Genomic DNA, 17,481 nt, shown 5'->3' on the forward strand with positions numbered 1-17,481 from the left:
GGTTCTGTTATTACCGGTTTTGAACTTCATAAGATCATATAAGAAAAATGACTGAAACATCTAATACTGTTGCGTTTACTCCGGAACGACTGGCGCAAGTAAAAGAGATTATAGAGCGCTACCCTGCCGGAAAACAAAAATCTGCATTGCTGCCTGTGCTGCATGTTGCTCAGGAACAATGGGGTTGGGTTAGCAGCGAAGTAATGGACTATGTTGCCGGCCTGCTGGATATTCTTCCGGTAGAGGTCTACGAGGTTGCAACATTTTACACCATGTTTCATTTAGATCCGGTAGGAAAACATGTGATTGAATACTGCAGAACCGGTCCATGCTGCCTGATGGGGGGCGAAGATGTGTATGGGCACCTGAAACAAAAACTTGGTATTGAAGCAGGCCAGACTACAACAGACGGAAATTTCACATTGAAGGAAGTAGAATGTCTCGCAGCTTGCGGATGGGGTCCGGTGTTTCAGATACGCGAGAAATATTATATGAATCTCACCAACGAAAAGGTGGATGAAATTATAGAAGAGTTAAGTAAATAAGCTTTTCATAGGCTGAAATTGATCCTGAAATGGCTAGAAAGATATTAACAGAGCATATCAACGTCCCCGGAATAGAGACCTTCGAAGTTTATCGTAAACAGGGAGGTTATGCTGCCGTTGAGAAAGCATTAAAAACGCTGACGCCCGACGAGGTCGTTGAGGAAGCAAAAAAATCCGGGATACGCGGACGTGGAGGCGCAGGATTTCCAATGGGGATGAAATGGGGATTTCTAGCCAAGCCGGAAGGTATTCCACGTTACCTGGTTTGTAATGCAGATGAATCCGAACCAGGGACTTTTAAAGATCACCATTTAATGAAATGCCTTCCTCATTTGTTGATTGAAGGTATGATCGTTTCCAGCTATGCTTTGGGAGCGAATAAGTCGTTTATATATGTACGGGGTGAACTGATGTATGTCATTCGCATCCTGGAAAAGGCAATTGCAGAAGCAAAAGCAAACGGATTTTTAGGTAAAAATATATTGGGCACGGGTTATGATCTGGAATTGGTCGTTCAATCCGGAGGTGGTGCCTACATTTGTGGTGAGGAAACTGCCCTTTTGGAATCCCTGGAAGGAAAAAGAGGAAATCCGCGTAACAAACCGCCTTTTCCGGCTGTAAAAGGATTGTATCAATCTCCAACCGTTGTTAACAATGTTGAATCTATCGCGAACATGCCATGGGTAATCAACAATGGTGGTGAAGCTTATTCGGCAATTGGAATCGGCCGGAGCACAGGTACAAAACTTATTTCCGCATCCGGCCATATTCAAAAACCTGGTGTTTATGAAATTGAACTGGGGCTTGGTGTTGAAGAATTTTTAAATTCTGACGAATACTGCGGAGGAATCCGTAAAGGTCATCATTTGAAAGCTTTGGTAGCCGGCGGTTCTTCTGTTCCTATCCTCCCTGCTCATTTAATAATGAAAACTGCAGCTGGTGAAGACAGGCTTATGAGTTATGAATCACTTTCAGACGGAGGGTTTGCAACTGGTACTATGATGGGATCCGGTGGTTTTATTGTTTTTGATGAAACAGCCTGTATCGTCCGTAATACCTGGAACTTCTCCCGCTTTTATCACCACGAATCCTGTGGACAATGCAGCCCCTGCCGTGAAGGTACTGGCTGGATGGAAAAGGTCCTGCACAGAATTGAGCATGGTCACGGAAGTATGCACGATATCGACCTTTTGGTGGATATTTCTAAAAAAATTGAAGGAAACACAATTTGTCCGCTTGGAGATGCAGCTGCGTGGCCGGTAGCCAGTGCTGTAAGGCATTTCCGTGATGAATTTATGTGGCACATTACCCATCCTCATGAAGCATCCCAACCTGGTGCAGTTTATCAGGGTGAAATGGCATTGGTATAAAAAAATTAAGGTGTGATTCCTAATAATATAAAATGGAAGAAGTAAAACCACAATTGATAAAAATTACTTTCGACGGAATTGAGGTCGAAGTAGAGCCAGGGACTACCATCATGCAGGCTGCACGTAAAATTGCAGAAGCTGATGACAGTCAGGCGGGGTTAGTTCCTCCGGCAATGTGCTACTACAAACCACTTCCTTCTTCGGGAGGAAAATGCCGTGCCTGCTTGGTTCGTGTTGCTCAGGGATCTACAAAAGATCCACGTCCGATGCCCAAGCTGGTCCCATCCTGTATCACACAGGTCCAGGAAGGAATGGTCGTTGAAAACACAACCAATGAGGCTGTTTTAGATACACGTAAAAGTATTGTTGAATTCCTGTTAATCAACCATCCGCTCGACTGCCCCGTGTGTGATCAGGCTGGAGAATGTCATTTACAGGATTTTGCCTTCGAACATGGTTCAGCAAAAACCCGTTATGAAGAAGAAAGAAGGACTTTTGATAAAATAGACATTGGTCCGTTCATTCAGCTGCACATGACACGATGCATTCTTTGCTATCGTTGTGTTTATACAGCCGATCAGATTACGAACAAACGTGAACATGGTGTAATGGGACGTGGTGACGCCTCGGAAATCAGTACATATATTGAAAAAGCTATCGATAACGATTTTTCAGGAAACGTAATAGATGTTTGTCCGGTTGGTGCTTTAACTGATAAAACCTATCGTTTCAAAAACCGCGTATGGTTTACCAAGCCGGAAGATGCACACTGTGATTGTGATAAATGCTCCGGGAAAGTAGTTCTTTGGTATCGTGGTGATGAAGTTATCCGTGTAACTGCCCGTAAAAATGTTTGGGGCGAAGTAAACGAGTTTATCTGCAACACCTGCCGTTTTGAAAGAAAGAAAACCAGCGACTGGGTTTTGGAAGGACCTACAAAAGTGAAACGCAGCTCTGTTATTTCTGCAAATAAATACCGTGCAAACCTTGTTACAAAACCGGATTTCGCAGTGAAACTTGCAGCTACGCAGTTTAAAAATATCGATGACAGCCGTCCTTATGTTACGGATACAGAAACCATCCGTGAACAAAGCGTGGAAAACAATGACAAAGCGAACCATCGCTCTCTCTTATCTCGAAACAACTAAACATTGCCGTTGTTAACGGTGCTGTTATTTAATAACTGAATTAAAAATGGAATTAACGGAGTTCGTCATTAAGACCATAACAATATTTGTTGTTTTTGTTCTTACCCTGGTCATTGCCATGTACTCAACATGGGGTGAAAGAAAAGTGGCCGGTTTCATTCAGGACCGGATGGGACCTAACAGAGCGGGACCGGGCGGATTGCTTCAGCCACTAGCTGATGCAGGAAAAATGTTCTTTAAAGAAGATTTTATACCTGCTCTTGCAAACAAGTGGCTGTTTATTGCAGGTCCCAGTTTAGCAATGCTTACTGCTCTTCTGGCCAGCGCTGTTATTCCTTTTGGAAGTACTTTTAAATGGGATGGTCATGAAGTTGTTCTGCAAGGTGTAGAATCCAACATCGGCATTTTATATGTATTTGGTGTTGTTGCACTTGGTGTGTACGGTATCATGGTAGGTGGCTGGGCATCCAACAACAAATTTTCGTTGCTTGGCGCCATTCGTGCTGCATCTCAAAATATCAGTTACGAGGTGGCAATGGGTCTGTCGCTGATCGCGATTTTAATGATGAGCAGTTCTCTTTCACTGGGAGAAATCGTTTCACAACAGCATGGCGGTAATTGGAACATTTTTTATCAGCCACTCGGATTTATCATTTTTATTACATGCTCGTTTGCAGAATGTAACCGGGTACCGTTTGACCTTCCTGAATGCGAAACGGAGCTTGTAGGTGGTTATCATACAGAATACGGAAGTATGAAACTTGGTTTTTATCTGTTTGCTGAGTACATCAATATGTTTGTTTCATCGGCTATTATTTCAGTTCTCTATTTTGGAGGTTATAATTATCCGGGAATGGATTGGGTTTATAATCAACTGACTGCCGCATTAGGATCTGAAACTGGACACAATGTTGCTACGCTGATCGGAACCGCCGTCTTCTTTGGAAAAGCATTGTTCTTCATCTTCTTCTACATGTGGGTTCGCTGGACAATTCCTCGTTTCCGTTATGATCAATTGATGAACCTAGGATGGAAAAAACTGATCCCGTTAGCTATCTTTAACATTATTATCACCGGTGCAGCTACGCTTTTTTTAAAGCCGCTTATCACTGCCTGGTTGAATTAACATATAATACGTATTGCCATGCAATTGACAAATCGCTCGAAGCAAGTAAGCAATAAAGAAATGACGCTGATGGAACGCGCCTACCTGCCGGCTATTGCGACCGGTCTGGCGATAACACTGAAGCACTTTTTTGCTAAAAAAGTTACCATACAGTATCCCGAAGTAAAACGTTACCTCGGCCCTGTTTTTCGTGGACGTCATATTTTGAAAAGAGATGAAGACGGAAAAGAAAGATGTACTGCGTGTGGACTTTGTGCTGTTGCCTGCCCTGCAGAAGCCATTTCTATGGTTGCAGCCGAGCGTATTAAAGGTGAAGAGAATTTGTACCGTGAAGAAAAATATGCTGCGGTTTATGAAGTAAATATGCTGCGCTGCATTTTCTGCGGATTGTGTGAAGAAGCTTGCCCTAAACAGGCGGTCTATTTACGCCATGACGAATTTATTCCTGTTTTCTCCGACCGTGACCAGGTGATATGGGGTAAAGATTTATTGGTTGAAGACATGAACAACCGTTACACACGTGAAGCCTGGACAAAAGAAGAAGCAAGGGCTTTAGACAACAAAAGAGCAAATGGCGAAGTAACAAACGTCGTTCCCCGCGCTATTCCCTGATTTTTTTGACCATTTCAATTTGCCGTAATTATATGAATCCGTCGCTGTCATTTTTCTACTTTTTATCATTCCTGACAATCCTCAGTGCATTGATGGTTATACTTTCCCGTAACCCAATCCACAGCGTATTGTATCTGATTCTTACGTTTTTTACACTTTCAGGACATTATATTTTACTAAACGCACAATTTCTGGCAGCAGTAAATATCATTGTTTATGCCGGTGCTATCATGGTTCTTTTCCTGTTTGTAATTATGTTCTTAAACATTAAACAGGATCACGAAGAAGCACGTACCAATATATCCAAGATTGCGGGTGCTATTGTTGGCGGGACTGTTTTTGTAATTCTTTTTGGAGCTTACAGAAAAAGTGTAGTTCCGTCTTACGATCCAAACCAATTTGATTCGCAGGTAGGTATGATTGAAAGTCTGGGGCAATTACTTTTCCGTGATTATCTGCTTCCTTTTGAACTTGCTTCTATCCTGTTGCTGGTAGCAATGGTGGGTGCAGTAATGCTTGGGAAACGGGAAATTGGAGAAAGACATTTCTAAAAAACCTGAAATACATCATAGTAAAGCGGTTCATAACAGAGCCGCTTTTTTTGTGCATTTCTATTAATAAAAGTCTTATCAGACGATTTTAGAATATAGTAAAATAAAAAAGGAGCCGCTTCTTTCGAAACGACTCCCTTCATTTGACTTTTAAATAACCTATTCTACCTCCGCATAGGCTTCAACAGGTATACATGAACAGATCAGATTACGATCTCCGTAGGCACTGTCAACACGGCTTACACTAGGCCAGAATTTATTAAATCTTAAATGAGGCAATGGAAAAACAGCTTTCTCGCGGCTGTATGAACGGTTCCAACCTTCATTCATCACAACACGTGAAGTGTGAGGTGCATGTTTCAATACGTTATCAACACGATCAGCAATACCTTCTTCCACTTCACGTATTTCATTACGGATTGCAATCATTGTATCACAGAACCTATCCAACTCAGCTTTCGATTCAGATTCCGTTGGTTCGATCATCAATGTCCCTGCAACCGGGAATGACAAAGTTGGTGCATGGAAACCATAATCCATCAAACGTTTTGCGATATCTTCTGCCTCTACGCCGAACGATTTAAAAGGACGGCAATCCAAAATCATTTCATGTGCGCAGCGACCGTTTGTTCCGGTGTAAAGCACTTCATAATGGCCATTAAGACGTTCCTTGATATAGTTCGCGTTCAGGATAGCAAATTTGGTTGCATTTGTAAGACCATCGCCGCCCATCATGGAGATATAAGCATAAGAGATAGTCAGGATACTTGCACTTCCGTAAGGCGCTGCTGAAACTGCACCGGCTTCTCCGTTTGTGAGATGTTCTGGAAGCGTACTAAAATTTACGTGGCCTGGTAAAAACGGCATCAAATGTTCTGCAACACCAATCGGGCCAACGCCGGGGCCGCCTCCACCATGAGGTATACAGAATGTTTTGTGCAGATTAAGGTGACAAACGTCCGCTCCGATAGTTGCAGGACTTGTCAAACCAACCTGAGCATTCATATTTGCGCCATCCATATAAACCTGCCCTCCGTGTGAGTGGATCATCGCACAGATTTCAATGATACTTTCCTCGTAAACACCGTGTGTTGAAGGATAAGTTACCATCAAACAGGATAGTTCGTTGCTGTACTGCTCCGCTCTTGCTTTCAGATCAGCTACATCAATATTTCCTCTTTCATCACATTTCGTAACTACCACCTTCATTCCAGCCATTACAGCAGAAGCGGGGTTCGTACCATGTGCAGATGAAGGAATCAAAACAACATTTCTATGGAAATCTCCGCGGCTTTCATGATAAGCCCGGATGGCCATCAATCCTGCATATTCACCTTGTGCTCCGGAATTAGGCTGGAACGACATCGCTGCAAAACCGGTAATTTCGCACAACCAAACATTAAGTTCACTTACCAGCTGCGCATAACCTCCAACCTGATTGGTTGGTGCAAAAGGATGGATCGCTCCAAACTCCGGCCAGGTTAATGGAATCATTTCAGCCGTTGCGTTCAGTTTCATAGTACAGCTACCCAAAGAAATCATTGAGTGAACCAGCGATAGATCCTTATTTTCCAAAGATTTCAAATAACGCAGCATCTCATGTTCCGTATGATGCGTATTGAAAACCGGGTGAGTAAGATAAGAAGAAGTACGAGCGAGATTTTCAGGAATAAACAATTCCATCTCTTCGTCGATTACCAATTCTCCCTGGAAACCGGACACCTCCGCAAACACATTCAGAATGGCAATAACGTCGTCAAAAGTCTTGGCTTCGTCAAAAGATACTCCGATGGTTTCATCTTTGTTGTATCTCAAATTAATACCCCACTTTTCGGCCTGTTCTTTTATTTTTCTTGTTAATGTAGTCTGAATCGTTACTGTATCAAAGTACTTATCAGTCAACACTGTATAATTAAACTTTTTAATCGTTTCAACAAACAAGTGCGTCAAACCATGAACTCTTGCCGATATTGTTTTAATACCTTCCGGCCCGTGATAAACAGAATAAGCTCCTGCAATAACAGCAAGCAAAACCTGTGCTGTACAAATGTTTGAAGTTGCTTTCTCACGGCGGATGTGCTGCTCACGGGTTTGAAGCGCCATTCTCAAAGCACTATTTCCCTCCGCGTCAACAGATATACCGATAATACGTCCGGGAATATGACGTTTAAACGAGTCTTTTGTGGCAAAATAAGCAGCATGCGGTCCGCCGTAACCCATAGGTACACCAAAACGCTGGGAAGATCCAACCACCACGTCCGCTCCCATTTCGCCAGGTGATTTTAGCAGAGCAAGAGCTAGCAAATCAGCTGCAACCGCTACGGACAAATTCACTTCATGAGCCGAAGCAATAAAATCCGTATAATCAATTACTTCTCCGTTTGTAGCAGGATATTGAACCAATACCGCATACAGATTTTCATCCGTAAGGTCAACCGTTGCATGATTACCAACAATCACATCAATACCAATCGGCTTAGCTCTTGTGTAGATCAGGTCAATTGTTTGCGGATGACAAAGTTCTGAAACAAAAAATGTATTTCCCTTTTTTCGTGAAGAAGGGCGCAGACTGTGAAGCATAGTCATTGCTTCTGCTGCCGCAGTTGCTTCATCCAGAAGAGAAGCATTCGCGATTTCCATCCCAGTCAGATCGGTAATAACCGTTTGAAAATTTAGAAGCATTTCAAGGCGTCCCTGTGCTATTTCTGCCTGGTATGGCGTATAAGCCGTATACCAGGCCGGATTTTCAAGAATATTCCGAAGTATTACATTAGGTGTAACGGTATCATAATAACCAGTTCCAATGTATGATTTCAATATGGCATTTTTACGTGCTACCTTTTTAATTCCCTGCAAAAATTCCTGCTCTGATTTTGCTTTTGGCAAATTCAATGGCTTTGGTAAACGAATAGCTGCAGGAATGGTTTGGTCAATCAATTCATCGAGTGAAGCGGCTCCAACGGTACTCAACATTTCCTGTAATTCCTGCTCATCTTTACCATGATGACGGCTTTCGAATTTGTCTTGGCTGCGAAGATTAATTTTCATCTAACTTGGGCTAACAAAGCCATTAATATTTGGTTATAAAGTACAAAAGTAAGCAAAACCAACCAAATCTTTTACAGAATGATCGCATTGCTTACTCTTGAATATGTACAAAATTGGAATTAAAATACCGACTTAATGATTAGGACATCCACAGTCCGTTTTCCGCTTGAATATTCCAAGGATTTTTTTGGATTTGGGCTTTTGAAAACCTTTAAATTTCTTTTTTTTCTTTCCCAAAAGTTCTGCTTTAACTTTTTCAGGGCTTGCCTGTAAAGGCTGCATTCCTGCAACACCAAGGGTCATCACAAAAATCAATAAAAGAGAAATAAATTTTTTCATAACCAAATCTTTGAATTGCTTAAATATGATAATGTAACGTAACAATTTCGTTATCAGTATGAATTACGAATCGGTTTAACAATAAAAATCTATGCTTTTACTAACTCCATAATGGTGATTTCAGGAAGGATACCTACTCTTCCGGGATATCCCAAATAGCCAAAACCTCGGTTTACGTATAAAAACTGTTCATTTTCTTCATACAATCCTGCCCACTCTTTGTACTTATACTGAACCGGACTCCATTTGAGCTTCCCGATTTCAACGCCAAACTGCATTCCGTGTGTGTGACCTGCAAAAGCGATGTCAATATCTTTATATTTTGGCAGTACTTGTTCGCGCCAATGGCTTGGGTCGTGAGATAGCAATAGTTTCACCGGGTAGTTATCTGTCCCCTGATAAGCTTTTTCAAGATTACCGTATTTTGCAAAATTTCCTGCTCCCCAGTTTTGAATACCGATCAGCCCGATTTCTTCTCCGTCAACTCTTATTGCTTTATTTTCATCCAGCATCAGGTTCCAACCCAAAAGTTTGTGCGCTTTTTTCAGATCAGCCAGATTGTTAAGTTTTGCTTCCTTACTTGCCCACTGAAAATAATCACCATAATCGTGATTTCCCAGCGTGGAGTGAACACCAAGTGGTGCCTTAACTTTGTCAAAAATATCGATATAATCTTTTACTTCCATTGCCCGGTCATTCACGAGATCACCGGTAAAAAAAGCAATATCCGGTTTTTCCTTCATGAGCATCTCTACACCACCTTTAACCGCAGTTTTATTAAAAAAGCTGCCTGAATGTATATCCGAAAGCTGAGCGATTTTAATCCCATCAAAAGCCTTTGGTAAATTTTTCAATGGCACTTTTATTTTTCTGATCCTGTAATCGTGTGCGCCGGAAATAATACCAAAAGCAAAAGTGCCCATTAAACCCGCACCTGCAACAATCGCCGTGGTCGCCAGAAATTCAGAACGGGGAATGGTTGGCTCACCGGTTACAGCAGACGGTACGGCCGCAGAAGGAAAAACGATGCTGATTAACCACTGTACAAACCTACGAATGTCGTCAATCAACAACACGACAACCGCCAGAAGTTTTGACAAATAAGGAATTGCGATAAAAGCAAAAATAAAAGTTCTTACGTTACGGCTAAAATAATCGGCCGGAAGCAGCTGCATTAATACATAAGCGAGCAGTGTGAGCGCAGTGAACGTCCAGTACGCTCCGCCAATCCAGCGCTGGGTTACGGGTGTCAGACTACGAATTGCCAAACGAAGTCCCTGCCATACATACCAGTCAATAGCAACAAGTATGAATGTCAATAATATAAAAAAAAATGTTCGGTTCATTTAATGATTGTAGGATATATCACGGGTAAACACAGCTGATGCGTTTCTCGTTCGATTATCCGGAACGATTTGGAAAGTTGTTGTTTTAAAGGAATAATTCTGCTTTCCAGCGGTCCGGATTTATACCTGAACGGTAAAGTTTATAAATTTGCGTCAGGGTAAAAGATCAAGAGATTTTACCAAACAAATAACAATAGCTTAAATATCCAATATGCCGGAATTTGATTTTAAACGATTTCACATCCGCTCCATGAACGCAGGTTCTGATGAAGAACGCGGAGCAATAAACCAGGAGTTAAAGGATTTGTATGCCTCACTTTCTGAAGAAGACAAAAAAGATTTTAACGAACAGCTTCAGAAATTCTTAACAACTCAGGTTGCAAGAATAAAATCAGATTACGAATCTGTTCACGGACTGGACAGGCCAAATTAATTATCCCTGGGATCGGTCGGATAGTGGGCTATGGACCGGTATTCTCCGCCCATGCTTCGTAAAATTTCTCTCCAGAAATTTCCCGGTGGCGTGCTGAAAAGAAAATCGGAACTGGTGTTGGTCACAATCCAGGAATCCTGGCCCAACTCATCATCCAATTGCCCTTCACCCCATCCCGAGTATCCGATAAAAAAACGGACGTCGTCCTCGCGTACGGTGTTCATATTCAGCAGGGTTTTGAGATGATTAAAATCGCCGCCCCAAAAAACGCCGTCCATAATTTCACTTCCGCCGTTGATCAGATCCGGCCGGCGGTGAATGAAATGCAAAGTGTTCTTTTCAACCGGCCCACCCAGATGAAGCGGAACATCCTGATAAATCGTTTCTTCCAGCACATCCCCTAAAAACAGGTCGGTCACCTGGTTAAGGACAAAGCCAAAACTTCCCTGCCCGTTATAATCACAGACCAGAATCACTCCTCTTTCGAAATTAGGATCGCCCAAAAACGGCTTTGCAATTAATAAACTTCCTTTTGAAACACGGATTGAAGCAGCCATAACGTACAAATAAGATTAATACATTAACGAAATATATTTAATTTCCGGTAACATTTTACTAGCTTTCAGCGAAAGCCGACTGTTATTTTTAATCGCAGGATAATTTAGAAAAAATATTGTTGCGCCTGCCACTTAAACAAAAAATTATGCCTTTAATTAAATCTGTTCGTGGAAATCACCCTGCTTTTGGAGAAAACTGCTGGTTTGCTGACAACGCCACCATTGTAGGAGACGTCATAATGGGTGAACATTGTACTGTCTGGTTCAATGCAGTTATTCGCGGAGATGTGAACAGCATCCGGATCGGTAATTTCTCCAATGTGCAGGACGGCGCCGTTATTCACTGTACTTACCAACGTTTTGCCACAACAATCGGAGATTACGTCTCGATTGCACATAATGCCATCGTACATGGCTGCACAATTGAAAATCATGTATTGATTGGCATGGGCTCTATCGTGATGGACGGAGCTGTAATTGGCGAAGGATCTATTGTAGCAGCCGGTGCGATCGTAACGCAGGGTACCAAAGTTCCGCCGGGAACAATCTATGCGGGCAACCCTGCAAAATATCTGAAAGACGTTTCTCCTGAACTAAACGCTGCTATTGACCGGACGGCTAATAATTACATAACGTATTCCGGCTGGTTTAAGGAAGAGGAATAAAATATTTCTCCTTAAACAAACAACTTAACTATACTATAAAGCGCAACCAATAATACCAGCGAATAAAGAGTGAAATTTACTTTTCCGGATGGGTCAGGATCGGATTTATGCTTTACTACCTGGCTGAGAGAAAGAGCACCGACGGCCAGGTAAATAAAAATATAACGGTGTTCTAAATTAAGGAACTCAGCATTTGTAAGAAAAATACAGAGAAAGACGTAAATAGCGAAAAAGAAAGCAGCGGCGATTCTAAGTATGCCGATCGTATCATTTGATTTTCTCAAAAGGTCAGGGATTGTATTCCCTTTTGCCATCTCCCAAAAAAGGAAACTCATAGAAAAAAGCAGTATGGCAGCCAGGTAAATAAATTTCTGAATATTATTGCGAAAGAAAAACTCCCGGTAGAAAAGCTGGCAAAGCGTGCCCAAAATAAAAAAAGTAAAAAACCCCAAAATACGTGCAGCCTTGGCATATAACCGGAAGTTATTCATCATCAGTAAGCTTAAAGTTGGGCTAAAAATGTTTCCTAACCAGTTCGTTCTCACACATTTTGATCAGATAACCAGCAGTTAGACTTTTAAACCTGTATGAAGTAACAAAACTAGTGTTGATGGAAGCCTTCTTAATTCATCTCCTTCCTCGCATTCAAATACCCTTTGATAACTGTAAAAGTAGTAATAGCCAGGAAGAACAAAATGATGTACTGAACGTAATCGACTATACCCGGAAAACGTTCTCCGAATAAAAAACCTCCGCCTGTTAAAACAAGTATCCAGATAGCTCCGCCGGCCACATTATTAATTAGGAAGGTAGGGAATGGCATTTTTACTAAACCGGCAAGTATGGGTGCAAAAGTTCTCACAACCGGCAAAAAACGACTGACAATCAAGGTTCTGCTTCCATATTTTTCAAAATAATTCCGGGTTGTTTCAATGTGTTTTTTCTTGAAAAAAAACGAATCCGGCCGGTTCTCAAACATTCCCCCAAAATATTTTCCAAAAATATAACCAACCAGCGATCCCAGAACGGCGGCTGTAAACATACAAATCAACAGGATTCCAATTGGTACATCCAAAATACCTGTACCGCAAAAAACACCTGCCAGGAAAACAAGATAATCTCCTGGCAGGAAGAAGGCAAAGAACAATCCATTCTCAGCAAAAATGATAAACGTAATAACCAAAAGTCCTCCGGTACGTATGATTTCTTCGGAATTCAGTATGTATTGAAAAAATTCGGTTATAGAATTCATGGTTTACTAATTTCGGATATGTAACCGAAATGCCAGTTTGATTTACGAGCCAAACTTAAGCATTTTCTGATAATTCGAGCCAGCGCATTTCTTTTTCCGCCTGGCTGTTGGTTAGCTCTTCAATTTGAACAGCCCAATTTGTCACTTCAACATGTGAGCCGCCTTTATTGATATTTTCCAGTAACTGTGTTTTTTTCTTTTCCATCTGTGCCATTTCAGCTTCAAGCGTCTCCATTTCCTTTTGCTCTTTGAAACTTAGTTTTCTTTTGGCCACAGGGGCAACAACAACTTCTTTTACAGCTGCAACCGGTACGCTCTTAGCGGATTTTGAAGATTCAGCTAACTTTTTCTCCGCTTCCATATCATCCTGATAATCCCGCAGTTCTGTATAGTTACCCGGAAAATCAGAAACTTTTCCTTCGCCTTCAAACACAAAAATATGTTCAACCAAACGATCCAGGAAGTACCTGTCGTGAGAGACAATAACCAGACAGCCGGGGAAGTTCAGAAGAAACTCCTCCAAAACGTTCAAACTCGCAATATCCAGATCGTTGGTAGGCTCATCGAGAATCAGGAAGTTTGGCTGTTTGATCAGAATTAACAGAAGCTGCAATCTTCTCTTTTCTCCTCCGCTTAGTTTTGAAATAAAATCATACTGCTTGGACGGCGAGAATAAAAATGCCTGCAACAGATTACCAACTGTTACGGTTTCTCCAGTTCCCAGCTGCACAACCTCAGCAACATCTTTCACGATGTCGATCACACGCTGATTTTCATTAAATACAAGATCCGATTGTTTGTAGTAACCAAACTGTACGGTTTCGCCCTTATCAATTTTTCCTGAATCAGGCTGAAGCTCGCCCGTAATCATGTTCAGCAGGGTCGATTTGCCCATTCCGTTCTGACCAACAATGCCGATTCTGTCCCCTTTACGGAATGTATATTCAAAGTTTTTGATCAACTGGCGTTCACCAAATCCTTTGCTCACGTTTTCCATTTCAATGATCTTACTTCCCAGCCTGGAAGTACGTACATTGAGCTCCATCTGCGTATCCACTTTCTTTTGGCTTGCCTTCTCCTTCAGTTCTTCAAAAGCATCAACACGGTATTTCGCTTTAGTACCGCGCGCTTTGGGCTGGCGTCTGATCCAGTCAAGCTCTTTCCGCATCAGGTTTCTTGCCTTATCGATACCCGCAGCTTCTATTTCTTCTCTTTCTGCTTTCTTTTCCAGGAAATAAGAATAATTCCCTTTGTAGGTATAGGCAGAGCCATGATCCAGTTCCAAAACCTGATTACAAACCGTGTCCAGGAAGTACCGGTCGTGGGTTACTACCAATATGGTTGTGTTGGAAGTATTCAAATATTCTTCAAGCCATTCGACCGTATCGAGATCCAAATGGTTGGTAGGTTCATCCAGAATAAGAAGATCCGGATCTTCAAGCAATACTTTTGCCAAGGCAACCCTCTTACGCTGCCCGCCCGACAACGTTCCGTAAAGACTATCCGTATTATGAACACCCAACCAGCCTAATACTTCTTTTGTTTTATATTCGAAATCCCAGGCATTGTACTTGTCCATGTCTTCCATGGCAACCGAAAGCTCGTCATGATTGTCGGTTTCTATCGCAAGTTCGTATCGTTTAACTGCCTGCGCAACGGGATTATTTGAGGAAAATATCACCTCAAGAATCGGCAATGTTTCGTCAAAAGCAGGGCTTTGGTCCAGGTAGCCCACGCGGATATCTTTTTTAACACTCACGCCGCCTTCGTCAGAAGGTAATTTGCCGGTAAGAATATTCAGGAATGTAGTTTTCCCGGTTCCGTTTGTGCCAATCAGCGCGATTTTATCACCCCGGCTAATTCCAAAACTTATATTTCTAAAAAGCCACCGATCTCCAAAAGACTTGGCAATATTTTCTGCTGAAAGATAATTCATAAGTAAAATTCAATTTCTAAAACACAAAGGTAGGAGAGATATTAAACAACTAAGAAAAAATTCGTTTTCATACGGTAAATACCATAATATTGCTCCTTATAATTAGTTATATCGTTCCATTGAACACATTAAGTTATCATGTACAAAAAATTCCTTTACCTAATCCCAACATTTTTAACATTTTCAAACGCATTTGCACAAGACGCTTCTTTTAAAAGTTATACTCAAAAAATAGGCGGAAGCTCACAGGTTTATGATATGGTTGCTATTCCCGGAGGTGAATACACCATGGGAAGCCCAAAAACAGAAAAAGGCCGGAAAGATGACGAAGGACCTCAGCACAAAGTAAAAATTGAACCTTTCTGGATGGGTAAAACCGAAGTTGTGTGGGACCTTTATGACTTATACGCCTTCAAAAATATGGAGAAAGAAATGGCTTTGCGCCATCCGGATCCGGAAAAAAGCGTTGTCAAGACAGATGCAAGTACACGTCCCAGCCCGCCTTACGTCGACATGTCGTTTGGGATGGGAAGAGCCGGATATCCTGCAATTAATATGACCCAATACGCTGCCATTCATTTTTGCAAATGGCTTTACGACAAAACCGGTATTTTCTACCGTCTTCCAACCGAAGCAGAATGGGAATATGCCTGCCGCGCCGGAAGCACTACTGCCTACTCTTTTGGCAACGACGCAACTAAAATAGGAGAATATGCCTGGTATCATAAAAACAGTGATGCTGCTTATAAAAAGGTAGGTTTGAAAAAGCCAAATGCATGGGGACTATATGACATGCACGGAAACGTGATGGAATGGACTTTGGACCAATACATACCCGATTATTACGCCAAGCAGCCAAAAGGTGAAGCTTATGCACCGGTAATAGAATTGTACCCCACTGCTGTAAGAGGCGGATCATGGGACGACGAACCTGAAAATCTGAGAAGTGCTGCACGAACTCCCTCAAAACCTGAATGGAAAATACTGGACCCTCAGTTGCCAAAAAGCGAATGGTGGATGACAAGTGCATCTTTCGTTGGTTTCCGTATCGTGAGACCGGTTAAAACACCGTCAGCAGAAGAAATCAAAGCATATTACAGCCCAAAGCTGATTGAAGACTATTGACATATATAAACTCTTATTTCTTGAAAATTATGGAACAAAATCGTCGTGATTTTTTAAAAGCATCCGGCCTGTTTGCAGGCGGAGCTTTGCTAAACCCGATTACCGGTTACGGCTTTAACAGTGCAGTCGATGATACAATTAGAGTAGCCTTGATTGGTTGCGGTGGACGAGGGGGTGGTGCAGCGGGTCAGGCATTAAGCACCAATCAAAACGTTCAGATCGTTGCGATGGCTGACGCGTTCAAGGATCGGCTTGATCAGACCTATAATAATTTGATCGCAAAAAAATATAAAAATGCGGCGGGAGCGCCTGTTGATTCGAGCACAAAGGTAAATGTTCCGGAAGACAGAAAGTTCGTCGGTTTTGATGCATACAAAAAAGCAATAGCACTCAAAGATGTTGATGTTGTCATTCTTGCAACACCTCCCGGCTTTCGCCCCTGGCATTTTGAAGAGGCTGTAAAAAACAATAAGCAGATTTTCATGGAAAAACCCGTTGCGACAGATGCTCCGGGAATCCGTAAAGTCCTGGAAGTGGCGGAAGAGGCTAAAAGGAAAAAATTGAATGTGGTCGTTGGTCTTCAGCGCCATTATCAGAACAACTATCTACAAGCTATCAAAAGAATTCAGGATGGTGCAATTGGTGACATTGTAGGCGGACAGGTTTATTGGGTTGGAAGCAGTCCATGGATGAAAGAACGCCAGCCAAACCAGACTGAAATGGAATACCAAATGAGAAACTGGTACTATTTCAACTGGCTTTGTGGTGATCATATTTCAGAGCAGCATGTTCACAATATTGACGTAGCGAACTGGGTAAAAGGATCGTATCCTGTTCAGATTCAAGGAACGGGTGGAAGGGAAGTTAGGACTGGTAAAGCCTATGGCGAAATTTTTGATCATCATACACTTGACCTGGTTTATGCAGATGGTACCACGATTTCCAGCCAATGCCGTCAGTTTGAAGGCACATGGCAGAAAGTTGATGAGGCATTTGTTGGAACAAAAGGACGTATCGACAGTTTCGAACCAAAAAGAACGGTTCTAAAAGACTATAAGGGAGGCGTCCTTTATCAACATGATGGCAAGAACGATAAAGACCCGTATCAGGTAGAACATGATCAGCTTTTTGCAGCAGTCGCTAAAGGTGAATACAAATTTGCTGATGCCGAAAACGGAGCAAAAAGCACAATGACGGCCATTATGGGACGTATGGCTACTTATTCAGGAAAAATGATCAAGTGGGATGAAGCCATTAAATCTGAAATAAATTTATTCCCGGATAAGCTTGCATGGGATGCGAACCCTAAACTTATGCCAGGTCCGGACGGATTATATCCTGTTGCAGTACCAGGAAAAACAATAGTAATCTAATAATAAGCCATAAACAAGAAAGAGCAGGCAACCAACATTGTCTGCTCTTATTTAT

Annotated in this window: 17 protein-coding genes; 10 read left to right on the forward strand and 7 right to left on the reverse strand. The window is 42.0% G+C overall.

The window, feature by feature from the left end; all coding sequences use genetic code 11:
• Positions 1–47 precede the first annotated feature (47 nt).
• From nuoE to E0F88_RS17670, 6 genes are read left to right on the forward strand one after another with little or no spacing between them, the layout of a single operon-like run.
• Positions 48–545: an NADH-quinone oxidoreductase subunit NuoE gene (gene nuoE / locus E0F88_RS17645; RefSeq protein ID WP_131959601.1), complete on the forward strand. Its 498-nt coding sequence runs from the start codon at positions 48–50 to the stop codon at positions 543–545.
• A gap of 29 nt (positions 546–574) precedes the next feature.
• Positions 575–1,915 (forward strand): NADH-quinone oxidoreductase subunit NuoF, encoded by a 1,341-nt coding sequence (gene nuoF / locus E0F88_RS17650; RefSeq protein WP_131959602.1) that lies wholly within the window; start codon positions 575–577, stop codon positions 1,913–1,915.
• Positions 1,916–1,947: 32 nt separating this feature from the next.
• Entirely contained in the window at positions 1,948–3,063 is a 1,116-nt protein-coding gene (locus tag E0F88_RS17655; protein ID WP_131959603.1) for an NADH-quinone oxidoreductase subunit G, read from the forward strand.
• A 46-nt stretch (positions 3,064–3,109) separates the two neighbouring features.
• Positions 3,110–4,189: an NADH-quinone oxidoreductase subunit NuoH gene (gene nuoH / locus E0F88_RS17660; RefSeq protein WP_131959604.1), complete on the forward strand. Its 1,080-nt coding sequence runs from the start codon at positions 3,110–3,112 to the stop codon at positions 4,187–4,189.
• An 18-nt stretch (positions 4,190–4,207) separates the two neighbouring features.
• Positions 4,208–4,801: a NuoI/complex I 23 kDa subunit family protein gene (locus E0F88_RS17665; protein WP_131959605.1), complete on the forward strand. Its 594-nt coding sequence runs from the start codon at positions 4,208–4,210 to the stop codon at positions 4,799–4,801.
• A 32-nt stretch (positions 4,802–4,833) separates the two neighbouring features.
• Positions 4,834–5,352 (forward strand): NADH-quinone oxidoreductase subunit J family protein, encoded by a 519-nt coding sequence (locus E0F88_RS17670; protein ID WP_131959606.1) that lies wholly within the window; start codon positions 4,834–4,836, stop codon positions 5,350–5,352.
• A gap of 159 nt (positions 5,353–5,511) precedes the next feature.
• Here E0F88_RS17670 and gcvP read toward each other — a convergent pair whose 3' ends face one another.
• The 3 genes from gcvP to E0F88_RS17685 form a co-directional block, all read right to left on the reverse strand.
• On the reverse strand, positions 5,512–8,400 hold the full coding sequence (gene gcvP, locus E0F88_RS17675) for an aminomethyl-transferring glycine dehydrogenase (protein WP_131959607.1): 2,889 nt from the start codon (positions 8,398–8,400) through the stop codon (positions 5,512–5,514).
• A gap of 132 nt (positions 8,401–8,532) precedes the next feature.
• Positions 8,533–8,739 carry a hypothetical protein gene (locus E0F88_RS17680; protein ID WP_131959608.1) on the reverse strand — a complete coding sequence of 69 codons (207 nt, stop codon included), beginning with the start codon at positions 8,737–8,739 and terminating at the stop codon, positions 8,533–8,535.
• Positions 8,740–8,828: 89 nt separating this feature from the next.
• Positions 8,829–10,085: a metallophosphoesterase gene (locus tag E0F88_RS17685; RefSeq protein WP_131959609.1), complete on the reverse strand. Its 1,257-nt coding sequence runs from the start codon at positions 10,083–10,085 to the stop codon at positions 8,829–8,831.
• Between the two features lie 211 nt (positions 10,086–10,296).
• On the opposite strand from E0F88_RS17685, the gene E0F88_RS17690 reads away from it, so the two are divergent.
• Positions 10,297–10,518 (forward strand): hypothetical protein, encoded by a 222-nt coding sequence (locus tag E0F88_RS17690; protein ID WP_181956096.1) that lies wholly within the window; start codon positions 10,297–10,299, stop codon positions 10,516–10,518.
• On the opposite strand, the gene E0F88_RS17695 is transcribed toward E0F88_RS17690, so the two are convergent.
• Positions 10,515–11,075 carry a YqgE/AlgH family protein gene (locus E0F88_RS17695; protein WP_131959610.1) on the reverse strand — a complete coding sequence of 187 codons (561 nt, stop codon included), beginning with the start codon at positions 11,073–11,075 and terminating at the stop codon, positions 10,515–10,517. The two genes, E0F88_RS17690 and E0F88_RS17695, sit on opposite strands and share 4 nt — an antisense overlap.
• Positions 11,076–11,221: 146 nt before the next feature.
• Here E0F88_RS17695 and E0F88_RS17700 point away from each other — a divergent pair, with 146 nt between their 5' ends.
• Positions 11,222–11,740 (forward strand): gamma carbonic anhydrase family protein, encoded by a 519-nt coding sequence (locus E0F88_RS17700; protein WP_131959611.1) that lies wholly within the window; start codon positions 11,222–11,224, stop codon positions 11,738–11,740.
• Positions 11,741–11,751: 11 nt separating this feature from the next.
• Here E0F88_RS17700 and E0F88_RS17705 read toward each other — a convergent pair whose 3' ends face one another.
• The 3 genes from E0F88_RS17705 to E0F88_RS17715 form a co-directional block, all read right to left on the reverse strand.
• The gene (locus tag E0F88_RS17705; protein WP_131959612.1) at positions 11,752–12,285 is read right to left on the reverse strand and encodes a hypothetical protein; all 534 of its coding nucleotides are present in this window, start codon (positions 12,283–12,285) and stop codon (positions 11,752–11,754) included.
• Positions 12,286–12,362: 77 nt separating this feature from the next.
• Positions 12,363–12,992, reverse strand: a complete 630-nt coding sequence (locus E0F88_RS17710) for a DedA family protein (protein ID WP_131959613.1) — start codon at positions 12,990–12,992, stop codon at positions 12,363–12,365.
• A 55-nt stretch (positions 12,993–13,047) separates the two neighbouring features.
• A complete protein-coding gene (locus tag E0F88_RS17715) occupies positions 13,048–14,928 on the reverse strand; it encodes an ABC-F family ATP-binding cassette domain-containing protein (RefSeq protein ID WP_131959614.1) in 1,881 nt (626 codons plus the stop codon).
• Positions 14,929–15,066: 138 nt separating this feature from the next.
• Here E0F88_RS17715 and E0F88_RS17720 point away from each other — a divergent pair, with 138 nt between their 5' ends.
• Both E0F88_RS17720 and E0F88_RS17725 read left to right on the forward strand, forming a co-directional pair.
• A complete protein-coding gene (locus E0F88_RS17720) occupies positions 15,067–16,053 on the forward strand; it encodes a formylglycine-generating enzyme family protein (protein ID WP_131959615.1) in 987 nt (328 codons plus the stop codon).
• Between the two features lie 29 nt (positions 16,054–16,082).
• A complete protein-coding gene (locus tag E0F88_RS17725) occupies positions 16,083–17,426 on the forward strand; it encodes a Gfo/Idh/MocA family protein (protein WP_131959616.1) in 1,344 nt (447 codons plus the stop codon).
• Positions 17,427–17,481 lie beyond the last annotated feature (55 nt).

This window comes from Dyadobacter psychrotolerans, assembly GCF_004349265.1.
In the GTDB taxonomy this organism is placed as follows: Bacteria; Bacteroidota; Bacteroidia; order Cytophagales; family Spirosomataceae; genus Dyadobacter; species Dyadobacter psychrotolerans.